This window comes from Bacillus sp. JJ1503 (assembly GCF_036965125.1).
Classification (GTDB): Bacteria; Bacillota; Bacilli; order Bacillales; family Cytobacillaceae; genus Cytobacillus.
In genome coordinates, this window is the sequence record NZ_JBALOZ010000009.1 from 4,576 (window position 1) to 15,759 (window position 11,184).

The window sequence follows — 11,184 nt, forward strand, 5'->3', positions numbered from 1 at the left end:
GCTACTGGTTGCTCTTCTGTTTCCTCAGGTGCTAGCTGTTCTTCATTTTCTTCAATTGCTGGCTCTTCAGCAAATAAAGCCACAGCTTCTTCTATTTCAGCTTCTCTATAAAAATGATCTGCAATTAGGAATTCTTTTTCCTGTAATTCCTCCATATCCGAATCCTGCTTTTTCTCTATAAACGGCTCTGCATGTTCAGGCTGTTTAGTCAGGTCTTCCATTAAAGAATCAACAAAAGAGTTTAAATCCTCTGATGCTGATTTGCGCCCATTTGCAAGTTTTTTCTTAATATCATCGTAAGTAATGTTTTTTGGCTCATATTTATTCAGTGATTGCTTCGTTCGTTTAATAGGTTCTACAGTTATTGGACGTTCAAATCCATAGATGGGCGATGGAATTTCAGTTGGGCGAAAGGGATCTTTTCTTGGAGATGCTTCCCTTTTTTCTTTTACACTATGAACCTTCTTCTCCTTGAGCGAGGGTTCGTTTCTATTGGGTCTATGTTCGGGATTGCGTGCAGCCTGTGGCCTTTCTTCCCTTTTTAATCTAGGCTCTCTTTTTCCTGGCCCATGTTTTTCATCTGGAATCAGCGGAAAACGAAATTGTCCTTTAGGATATTGATATAACACCTTAGCATTAACATCTTTAGAAGGTTCTATTTGATTGTTCATATCAGATCTATCTAGCTGATCTTGACTCATAAAATCTTGGTCATCATTATTCTTATGCTCGTCATTTTTGAACATTTGAAATAGCTTTCTAATCCAACTCAATTTATACCAACTCTTTCTTTAATTCTATCTTTTCCATTTTAACAGTATTTCGCGGAAATTGGAGAAAAAATAAGAGATTGAGTCTATTGGGGCAATTTTTTCAAGTAAAAAGGACCACATTTATGTGATCCCTTTAGTTAAAATTAAGTCTTCTATTTCTTTTTAGTTTGACCAAGGATAAATATTGGTTCCAGCTCCCCGTTTTCATAAAGGAAGGATAAGGCTGTGATAGGTACTCTGCCGCTTGCAAAAAAGCTCATAGTCATCTCTGAGAGAATGTCATAACCGGTGTCGTTCATAATATCAGCAATAATTAACACATCCTGATGCGGTACAGCCACAGCCATTGTGCCTTTCATTTGCTTTGCCTTTTCTTTAAGAAAGGCATCATTTAAAATTCTGCTGGCATCGTAGCCGTCATTTTTATTTAAGAAATAAAACGTATTTCCAGCAACTGTGTCACTTTTCAAATCGGTTGGCAGTGATCGAACGTTAAATAAGGCAATTTCCTTTATACGTTCTGGAACCCAGCCTTCCTTTTGAATGAGGCTAGAATCTATTAAGCGGTAGGTAGTACCTAGGTCCAGGGCATAATAAATTCTTGTCTCTGCAGTATGATCATCTGTTAAAAATGGGATTTCTTCCTCAGATTCAATCGGAAATGAAGTTGAACGAATAACTGGGAAGATGTTTTTTTCATAACCTGACAGCTGAATAGGGGACCCATCCATTGCTTGCAAGCCTTCCTCCACATAATATACAACCTCATCAATTGCTTTTTCCTTCTGAAGTTCCCATTTTGCAATAATCCCTGGTAAAGAGATTGTGATACCCTTTCCAGATTGCTTATTTTCGATGCGGAGCTCATCTTTTTTCCTGTCAAAAGAAAAAGTACGATTCACATTCGCTAATCGTTTCTCCAATTCCTTTTTCATTTTTAAACTATCCATTTTCATTACAGGTTCCTCCTTGTAGGAACTTTTTACAAGCAAAGGGGCCAGACCCCATTATATGTTAGGGCGACCCCTTACGAATCAGTCCATCAAATATTACTTCTCAAGTTTTTCAATAAAATTCTCAATTTCTTCTTGAGTTTTGCGGTCTTTACTGACAAATCGGCCTAATTCCTTCCCATCCTTATAACCAATAAAGCTTGGAATGCCAAAAATGTCAAGCTGGCCGCATAGATCAATAAAATCATCTCGATCTACATATATAAACGTAAATTCCTGATATTTTGCTTCAACTTCAGGTAAGATTGGTTCAATCACACGGCAATCTGGACACCAATCGGCAGAAAACATAAAGATATGCTTCCCATTATCTCTTAGCTGTTCAAATTGTTCCATAGATTCAAGCTTTTTCATTTCCTTCTCCTCCAGTGTGGATTTTCATAATACGAAATCAAATCCAGCTTTTTTCTCATATATTCAGATAATATCAAACTTAACACGACTGGACCATTAATTTGCAATTAAAACATTTTCAAGATTAAATCTAGCCCAATTCCTATTGTTTTAAACGCCATTATTTTACCTTCAAAACCGCTCGTTTCCATCCCTGCAACAGCAACGTTTCTTTCCATAGTCCAAATGGTTGATTCGAATACTATCACATATTGTCATAACAGGAAAATAGTTCTATAATTAGATAATATTTAAATTTTTCGAACAATTTATGAACGAGTGAGGTGGACAGTTTGAAAACCATTCGCGTCAAACTGGGACTAGTTTTGCTTTTAACTATCGGAGGACTTATTTTATTACTTTCTTTCAATTTTATTCTTCAAACGATTCAAGACAAAAGCAGGGAAAAAGAAACTGCCTTACTTTCAATAGTTGATGGAAGTAAGGAAATTATTTATAACTTTGCGATGACTAGAAAATATGAACAGCAGTTCTTAAGAGCACCAGATCAGCTTGTTGCTGAGCTTGTTATGCAAAGTATTTTAAGAGTGAAATCTGAGTCAAGCAGAATGAGTGAAAAACAAGAAAATGAGAAGATTAAGGATCAATTTGAAAACGTCAATCAAAATGCAGATTCTTACCTGGAGAAATTCATTATTTTATCGGAAATGTACAAGGAAATTGGCTATAGTGATGATAAGGGCCTTAAAGGGCAAATTGCCATTACGGCAAATCAAATAAGTAATCTGACTAAATTGCTAAAAAACCCTAGTATTGATGAACAGTTTTTACTGATGAGGATGTATGAGAAACAGTATTTGGCTACGAGAAATGAAGAATCGTACCAGCAATTTATCCATTCTGGCGAAGCGTTTAAGAGCGAATTAGAAGTAAGCGAAAATCTTAATAGCAGCTCTAAAGCATACCTAGTAAGATGGCTAACGGAATACAATAATGCTTTAGATGCTATCCATACCTCTTTTCAGCAAACTGAGGAATTTATCATCCTGTTTGATGAAGAAGCAAGGTTAATCGAACAAGCAGCTGGCGAGGTCCAAAGAGGCATTATTGCAAATCAGCAAAACATTCAAAATGAGCTAAAAAAACAAAATGCATTTTATACATATTTAATTTATGCCATAAGTTTATCTCTTGTTATCGCATTGGTGATTGGCGGATTTTTATTATCAAAGGGCATTACTAAATCTATTACTCTTCTAAGAGCTGGTGCTGAGAAAATTGGTGATGGGAATTTGGGCTATCGGGTTCCCGCAATAGCAAAGGACGAAATGGGTGAGCTTGCTCGTACATTCAATCATATGGCTGAAAGGGTTCAGCATTCCTTTCTTCAAATACTAGAATCCTCAACCCAACTCCAAGCATCTTCCGAAAACCTGGCCGCGATTTCAGAAGAAACAACAGCACAGGCAAATGAAGTGGATGCGGCTATTAAACAGATCGCCATTGGGGCTGAGAGCCAATCCTCTCATTTAGAAGAGAGCAGAAAAGAGATTGAAAAAGTTTCTAAAGCGATTTACCATACTGAAAATTTGAGCTATGAAATTTTAGAAGAGGCCGCATTAACTGAGGAGGAAGGGCATAACGGAATTAATACCGTCCAAAATCTCCAGAACATTTCTGATCAATTTCTACACCTTGCCAATCATGTAAATGAAAAGGTTAGTGAGGCTGCTTTGCAATCTAGTCATATTACATCGATTGTTGATACAATACAGGATCTAGCTGATAATACAAATCTATTAGCCTTAAATGCAGCAATTGAAGCAGCAAGAGCTGGTGAAGCTGGGAAGGGATTTGCAGTCGTTGCTTCTGAGGTGAGAAAATTAGCAGAACGGTCAAAACAAGAGGCACAGGAAATTCATTCACTTGTTTCTTCTATGAATGAAATTATGGAGAAGCTAATGAATGAAACAGAGCACTTTAATGAATATAAGCTTCTTCAAAGTGAATCTGTCCATAAGACAAAACTGGCTTTTGAAACAATCGTCCAACATGTAAATGGTATCCATAAAAAAATAAATACAATTGGTGCCTCTGTAAAAGATGTACAAGCTACAAACCATGTATTGAATGAACGGATTCAAGAGGTCTTTACCGTTTCTCGAGACTCTGCAGCAGCTTCTGAGGAAGTAGCAGCATCAAGTGAAACACAGCTTGAGGCCATTTCGAAGGTAACTTTAGCAGCAACTGACCTTAGTGTCATTGCTAGTGATCTTAAACTAGAGGTGAACCAGTTCAGGCTTGATTCAACTGATGAAAAGTTATTCGAGAATGCTGGAAATAGCCGCTCCAAATTAAAGAGTATTTTAAACAACCTGAAATCAAAATTACAAAAAAATAGATAAATAAATAAATAAAAAAGCTAAGCATTTCATTTGAGCGAATGCTTAGCTTTTTTTGCTGTTAGAAAGGCATGACACAGATGATTATTCAAGCTTTCTTTACCTCATCTTAACTGACTGAATAATTTCTGCCATATTAACTGCTTCAGCTGATAGATTTTTGGTTTTCGATTGTGTTGTAATTTTAACCCCGCCTACACCTATAGTCAATTCATTTAATTGATTGTCAGCATTTTTAATTAATAAATAGCCAAAATGCCCGTCTTTTGTAGAAAATGTTTCTTTAAAGTCATATTCCTTTTGCTTTAAGGCTGCCTCGTAAATGACTTTACTTTCAGGCCCTTCATGCGGATTATAAAATAGAATATATGTCTTCGAACCATTCTTTAAAATAATATTATTAGGCGTCTCTTTGTTCACTTCAAACCCAAAAGGCAAATAGAACTTTATATCTTCATTTTCATTATTTGTTGCTTTCGGATCTATTTTGAACGATTCACCAACTTCATCCTTTGCAGCAGTTTGCTCTTCTGTTAATGAGGCAGAACAAGCACTAAGCAGTAAAACAACAACAAACAAGAGCAAGGCAGCTTTTGAATGGTTTATCATACTTTCTTCCTCCTTGCATAGGAAAAACCTTCATCCTTTTCTATCATACATTTCTCATCAGTCATCTGGCAACCCTAATACCTTTAAACAAAGGAAACTAATTGGAGTTAATGGTAAAATATATCAGAGAGCGTTCATGGTGGGCGGTATTAACAATATGATCAGTTAACGCTCACTATCATAATATAAGGAGGAATTCACATGGAATTAACAGTATACTTAGCTGGGGAAATTCACTCAAACTGGCGGGAAGAGCTAAAAGAAGAAGCGAGATCACTTAAACTTCCCCTTCATTTCGTTGGTCCGATGGAAAATCACGACAGATCTGATTATATCGGGGAAGAAATACTTGGCAAACAGCCTAATGCTATTTACCGTGATGAAGCAGCTTCAAGAATAAATAATTTAAGAACACAATTATTAATGCAAAAATCTGATCTTGTAATTGCCTTATTTGGAGAGAAATACAAACAGTGGAATACAGCCATGGATGCGAGTGCTGCCGTTGCTTTAAGCAAACCCCTTATCATCATCCGCCCAGAAGAGCTCCATCATCCATTAAAGGAGCTTTCTAACAAAGCAAGTGTTACCGTTGAAACAGTCAATCAAGCGCTTAAAGTTTTAGCATATATTTTTGATGAAAAATAGGATGTGTTTGAGAGGGAGATAGGCTGCTATCTCCTTTATTTTTTCCTATATTCATACTGGCCAGCAAGAAGCTTAACAACATGTGTGAACATTTCTGAACGGCTGATTTGTCCATTTGTAAATATTCCCACAGCTCCTTCTTTTTTGCGGACATCTTCCTTTTCGGTAAATCTCTCCATAACTGGACCTAACTCTTCCCCCTCAAGCAATCTGTCCGCAACCTCTTTTGGAATAGATATTCTAGCCCCGCCTGCAATGATCGGCGGTTTTCCTTCTTCTGCCAATGCTCCCCAATTACATAGAAATAACCCGTACTCCGTCCCGTGTACACCACCTTCAAGACCAATGCCTATATTCCCGCCACCTGCTTCTAATGCACTGTATGCTCTATTGATTGCCCCTTTAATCGTCTCTTCATCTGAAAAAGGCTGGTCACTCACACCAGACGGAACATTAACTGAAATAAATTCTGTTTGATCGTTTTGAAAAACGGATTTGACAGCTGATACCTTTGCTGGATTTTTCGAACCTATGATAATTTTCATAATGCCTGCTCCTCTATTGGTATAGAAAAAAAGGCAACAACTAGGTTGCCCCTTTTCGCTTATCTTTCTGCACATGAAATGCTTCGTCAGCTATATCACTGCTTTTCACACTTAGCTATTTTGACGGATAAACTCTAAAGTTGTGCGGTCGCAAGATTTAACAAGCTTCACGAGTAATTCCTTAGCAGCAGCATAATCATCCACATGAACTATGGAAGCATGAGTATGAATATAGCGTGAGCAAATACCAATTACTGCACTTGGAACCCCTTCATTGGAAAGGTGAACACTTCCAGCATCGGTCCCGCCTTGGGAAATAAAGTATTGGTATGGAATATTATTTGTCTCGGCTGTATCTAGGATAAACTCCCTCATTCCACGATGAGTCACCATTGAACGATCGTAGATGCGCAGAAGAGTTCCTTTTCCTAACTGGCCGAACTCATTTTTATTTCCAGACATATCATTGGCCGGACTTGCATCCAATGCGAAGAAAATATCTGGTTTAATCATATTTGCTGCTGTTCTCGCACCACGAAGGCCTACTTCTTCTTGAACTGTTGCACCTGAATATAAGATATTAGGCAACTTTTCATCCTTAACTGCTTCAAGAAGTTCTACTGCCAAGCCACAGCCATAGCGATTATCCCATGCTTTTGCAAGGATTTTCTTTTCATTCGCCATTGGAGTAAATGGACAGATTGGAACAATTTGCTGACCAGGCTTAATTCCAATTTTCTCTGCATCTTCTCGGTCATCCGCACCAATATCAATTAACATGTTTGTAATTTCCATCGGCTTACTGCGCTTAGCTTCATCTAAAAGATGTGGAGGAATGGAACCAATGACTCCAATCACAGGGCCATTATCAGTAATAACCTGAACTCTCTGAGCCAATAGAACTTGACTCCACCAGCCACCTAATGTTTGAAAACGCAGCATGCCGTTATCCGTAATGGAGGTCACCATAAAGCCTACCTCGTCCATATGGCCTGCAACCATTACAGTTGGGCCATTTTCGTCTCCTTTTTTCACTCCAAAGATACTTCCAAGCTTATCCTGGACAATTTCATCTGCATATTGGCCAAGCTGTTCCCTCATAAATTGACGAACTAAATGTTCATTTCCAGGCGCTCCTGGAAGCTCAGTTAATGTTTTAAAAAGTTGTAGTGTTTTTTCGTTCATGAGATTGCTCCTTTATTTTTCTTCCATATATTTTATGTATGCTTCTATTATTTTACAGAACTTTTTGATTGCTTACCACTAATTCAGTTTTTATCCAAGCTATTTCTTTGATAAGATAGTACAGAGATATAATTTGTTACGTTATTTTACAATGGGGGATGCTTATGAACTGGAAATCATTTTTATTAGGTGTTGGGGTTGGCTTAGCAGGCGGGTATGCCGCAAGGGAGCTGCTTGTACAAAAGACAGCCGTTTCACCTGAAAGAGCACTGTCAAATGCAAAGAATGCATTTAAGAATGAGGGGCCTATTAGCGGATCTTGGATTCATATGCAAACGGAGCCGTATCAAAAGGATCAGCTTAAGTATGATGTATATCGAGGTGGGATATCCAGATATACAGGTGAAGAGACAGAACAATATGAGTTTATTGCTGATGCCAAAACAGGAACGATTCTGGACGCCTATAGGCTCGCTTAAATCTGGAACGGTATTCAAAAAAGCTGCACCTCCCATTGTAAATAAGTAGAGGTGCAGTTTTCTTATTTTTCACGAATTCTATCTAGTTTCTTTACTAAATGGCCGTCTTTGTCCCATTTGACCGCTCGATAAAAAGCATCATGGTAGAAAGTAAACCAGGCGTTGTTTTCCAAACCATATTGGATCCATTTTTCCTTTGCCCAAATCGAGTCCATTGGATAGTCATCATAGGCAAGCACCCATAAGACATTTTGGTGAGCATGGGTTGGCATAATATCGCCCATATGAATGAGTATATCATCTCCATCATCAATGATAATAATGGAGTGCCCATCGCTATGTCCGCCTGTATGCACCATTTTTATAGAGCCTAATGACCATTCATGATCAAAAGTAGTGACCTGATCTTTAAGAGTCTCCCAATTCTCCTTCCAATATGTATTACGAGAGCGAATATTTGGGTCTCTCATTTCATCCCATTCTGTTTGCGAAACAATGATTTTGGCATTTGGAAAAACCGAACTGTACGTATCGCCGATCGGATTAGTTAGACCACATGCATGATCAAAATGCAGATGGGTCATTAGGATATAATCTATTTCTGAAGGTTTAATATTTAGTTCTGCTAAATCCTTTACTACTTGTGATTCCTCAATTACACCAAAATTACGTCTTTGTTTTTCAGTTAATTTCCCATTTCCTAATCCAGAATCCACTAAAATATTTTTTCCTTCTGCCTGGATCAAAATAGGATCTGTGCGGAGTTCAATTTGATTTTTTTCATTACAAGGATATTTCTTAGACCACAGCGGCTTCGGAACGACTCCAAACATCGCTCCTCCATCTAGGAAATTTACTCCGCCATGCAGCCATGTCAGCTTTGTATTTTGCAATTGCATTGTCTCCATGTATTCCCCTCCTGTATTGCATATATTTTATCATTTGTGTTTTACTAGTAGAAATATTTCGAATCTTGATCTCAAAGAAAAAAGCTTACCAAGTGATAAGCTTTTTTATCGATATTGGACTTCACATCGATAGATGCGATTTCCTTTTTTTGAAAATTTCTCTTCATATTCTGTCATAATATTGCCTTCAAACCCACTATTATGAAGATCTAAGCTTACGTCCTTAAGAAGCAGGCCATATTCAGAAAAACTCATTAATGAGAACTCGAACAATCCTTGATTATCAGTTTTGAAATGAATTTCGCCATTTTTCACAAGAATTTCCTCGTAATTCTTTAAGAATGTTTTATAGGTCAATCTTCTTTTCGCATGGCGGGTTTTTGGCCAAGGATCTGAGAAATTCAAATACACTCTATCCACTTCTCCCGCCTCAAAAAACTCCCGAAGGTCGGCTGCATTAACATTCATCAGCTTTACATTGGTCAACTCATCTTCGATGATTTTATCAAGCGCCGTCACAATGATACTATCCTGCAATTCAATCCCAATATAATTAATATTCGGGTTAGCCTTAGCCATTCCTGTAATAAAGCGACCTTTTCCTGTACCGATTTCTATATGAAGAGGCTGTTTCTTTTCGAATACATCCTGCCAGTTTCCTTTATTTTGTTCAGGGGCAGACATGACATATTGGGGATACTGCCCAAGTCTTTCCTTTGCCCACGGTTTATTTCTTTGTCTCATACAGACCTCCTGCTAAATAATATCGTTCAAACCATAACATGCCCATATGAACCTTTGCAACACTAAAATGTGGAAGCGCATTGATCAGGGGGCTGAAGCTGGAAAACTAGAATATTAGGCCATGTATAAATAAAAAAGGGAATTCACAACCTAAAATGAATTCCTCTTGTTTATTATCCACTGCTTAATCTTTACAGGGAGTGATCATGATGCCGATCAGCCATCAAGATAAATTAAATTTATTGAAAGATATATTAAACAATCATCAAATGGACTGCTGTGGATCCGTTTCTGAATGTGAACAATTAAAAAGGCTCGTAAAATCACTTATGATGCAGCCAGGTCTTGATCAATATTCACAATCCGTATTGGAAGAAATTTATTATTACAGTCAGCATGGAAGCCAAGCCGCTCAATTAGACAATCATATTGAAGCCCATCAATCAGAACTTTCACAATGGGTGGACGAAATCAATCAATTCTCATAGCCACCAATAATACCTGTTAGAAATTGGAGCCATTTCTCCATTTCTTGGAACCGAAGTTTATTTTTATGCCATTGGATGGATGTGAGAGTTTGCGCAATGACATACCATTTCATTCTTAAAAGTAAATCATCCGTTAGAGTTAGTCCATATCGGCTGACCCAGTCTGCCCATTCTCTCTTAGGGATGTACCAATAGAGCAGCATGCCTAGATCGATCGCTGGATCTGCAATCATAGCCCCGTCCCAATCAATTAAATACAGCTGGTTGTTTTCTGTAAGCAGCCAGTTGTTGTGATTGACATCGCAATGACATACCGTATTCTCATCACATTGTATATTCAGTAATTCTTTCCTAAGAAACTCAAGGGAAACAATAACTGTTTGATTCTGTCTAAGCTCCCCATCTATTTGCTCTTCAATCATGCGCAATAGCATATTTGGATAAATTGGGGATTTTCCTAATCTTTTTAACATGCCAAGCAGAGGTTTTGAACTATGGATTTTTTTGAGCAGCTTTGCCACTCGTTCATTATTCATTTCTGCTTGTTTGAGCTCTCTCCCATTTAACCATTGCTGGGCCGTAATAACATCACCGGTTTCAAGCCTTTTCGTCCAAACAAGCTTAGGAACAATTCCCTCGGCTGATAATACTGCGAGAAAGGGAGACGAATTCCTTTTCAGGAACAATCTTTGCTCTTCATGCTTGGCAAAAAAAGCCTTCCCCGTTGCACCCCCAGCAGGGACGATCTCCCATTCTTGTCCAAATAATTCTTCCAACATTGTTCACCTGCAATTTAGTAAGCCATTTATGCAAATAGCTGTTATAGAAAAGCGTAAGCGGCTTTTAAACCACTGAAGCTAGACAAAAAAGCGTACAAGCCTCATCATGATGTACATACATAAAGGCTACCAACTGCTTATTAGAAAAGCGGAAGCGCCTTCGGAACAATTAAAGGACAATTGTTCCTGCGATGAATATTCGCAGAAGCCTTCCTTTGTGGTCACCCCCGATAAGCATAAGACGAGCCTCACGGAAA

General features: G+C 38.0%; 12 protein-coding genes and 1 pseudogene. 4 read left to right on the plus strand and 9 right to left on the minus strand.

The window, feature by feature from the left end; genetic code table 11:
• From V7149_RS01075 to V7149_RS01085, 3 genes and pseudogenes are all read right to left on the minus strand, one after another.
• A pseudogene (locus V7149_RS01075) lies at positions 1-773 on the minus strand (hypothetical protein); the annotation flags it as partial.
• A 152-nt stretch (positions 774-925) separates the two neighbouring features.
• On the minus strand, positions 926-1,729 hold the full coding sequence (locus V7149_RS01080; protein ID WP_335343832.1) for a DUF1444 domain-containing protein: 804 nt from the start codon (positions 1,727-1,729) through the stop codon (positions 926-928).
• Positions 1,730-1,822: 93 nt separating this feature from the next.
• The gene (locus tag V7149_RS01085; RefSeq protein ID WP_335343833.1) at positions 1,823-2,140 is read right to left on the minus strand and encodes a thioredoxin family protein; all 318 of its coding nucleotides are present in this window, start codon (positions 2,138-2,140) and stop codon (positions 1,823-1,825) included.
• 839 nt (positions 2,141-2,979) lie between these two features.
• Here V7149_RS01085 and V7149_RS01090 point away from each other — a divergent pair.
• Positions 2,980-4,545: a methyl-accepting chemotaxis protein gene (locus V7149_RS01090; RefSeq protein WP_438824072.1), complete on the plus strand. Its 1,566-nt coding sequence runs from the start codon at positions 2,980-2,982 to the stop codon at positions 4,543-4,545.
• 96 nt (positions 4,546-4,641) lie between these two features.
• On the opposite strand, the gene V7149_RS01095 is transcribed toward V7149_RS01090, so the two are convergent.
• A complete protein-coding gene (locus V7149_RS01095) occupies positions 4,642-5,151 on the minus strand; it encodes a hypothetical protein (RefSeq protein ID WP_335343835.1) in 510 nt (169 codons plus the stop codon).
• A 201-nt stretch (positions 5,152-5,352) separates the two neighbouring features.
• Here V7149_RS01095 and V7149_RS01100 point away from each other — a divergent pair, with 201 nt between their 5' ends.
• Entirely contained in the window at positions 5,353-5,799 is a 447-nt protein-coding gene (locus V7149_RS01100; protein WP_335343836.1) for a YtoQ family protein, read from the plus strand.
• Positions 5,800-5,834: 35 nt separating this feature from the next.
• Here V7149_RS01100 and V7149_RS01105 read toward each other — a convergent pair whose 3' ends face one another.
• Together V7149_RS01105 and V7149_RS01110 are read right to left on the minus strand one after the other, a co-directional pair.
• A complete protein-coding gene (locus V7149_RS01105; RefSeq protein WP_335343837.1) occupies positions 5,835-6,344 on the minus strand; it encodes a DUF84 family protein in 510 nt (169 codons plus the stop codon).
• A 111-nt stretch (positions 6,345-6,455) separates the two neighbouring features.
• Positions 6,456-7,529, minus strand: coding sequence for a M42 family metallopeptidase (locus tag V7149_RS01110; protein ID WP_335343838.1), 1,074 nt, complete (start codon positions 7,527-7,529; stop codon positions 6,456-6,458).
• Between the two features lie 164 nt (positions 7,530-7,693).
• Between V7149_RS01110 and V7149_RS01115 the strand changes: the two genes are divergently transcribed.
• Positions 7,694-8,008 (plus strand): PepSY domain-containing protein, encoded by a 315-nt coding sequence (locus tag V7149_RS01115; RefSeq protein WP_335343839.1) that lies wholly within the window; start codon positions 7,694-7,696, stop codon positions 8,006-8,008.
• A 62-nt stretch (positions 8,009-8,070) separates the two neighbouring features.
• On the opposite strand, the gene V7149_RS01120 is transcribed toward V7149_RS01115, so the two are convergent.
• Positions 8,071-8,916, minus strand: coding sequence for a YtnP family quorum-quenching lactonase (locus tag V7149_RS01120; protein ID WP_335343840.1), 846 nt, complete (start codon positions 8,914-8,916; stop codon positions 8,071-8,073).
• 105 nt (positions 8,917-9,021) lie between these two features.
• Entirely contained in the window at positions 9,022-9,660 is a 639-nt protein-coding gene (trmB, locus tag V7149_RS01125; RefSeq protein WP_335343841.1) for a tRNA (guanosine(46)-N7)-methyltransferase TrmB, read from the minus strand.
• A 209-nt stretch (positions 9,661-9,869) separates the two neighbouring features.
• Here trmB and V7149_RS01130 point away from each other — a divergent pair, with 209 nt between their 5' ends.
• Positions 9,870-10,148 (plus strand): YtzH-like family protein, encoded by a 279-nt coding sequence (locus tag V7149_RS01130; RefSeq protein WP_335343845.1) that lies wholly within the window; start codon positions 9,870-9,872, stop codon positions 10,146-10,148.
• On the opposite strand, the gene V7149_RS01135 is transcribed toward V7149_RS01130, so the two are convergent.
• Positions 10,136-10,924: a phosphotransferase family protein gene (locus V7149_RS01135; protein ID WP_335343846.1), complete on the minus strand. Its 789-nt coding sequence runs from the start codon at positions 10,922-10,924 to the stop codon at positions 10,136-10,138. The two genes, V7149_RS01130 and V7149_RS01135, sit on opposite strands and share 13 nt — an antisense overlap.
• Positions 10,925-11,184: the final 260 nt, after the last annotated feature.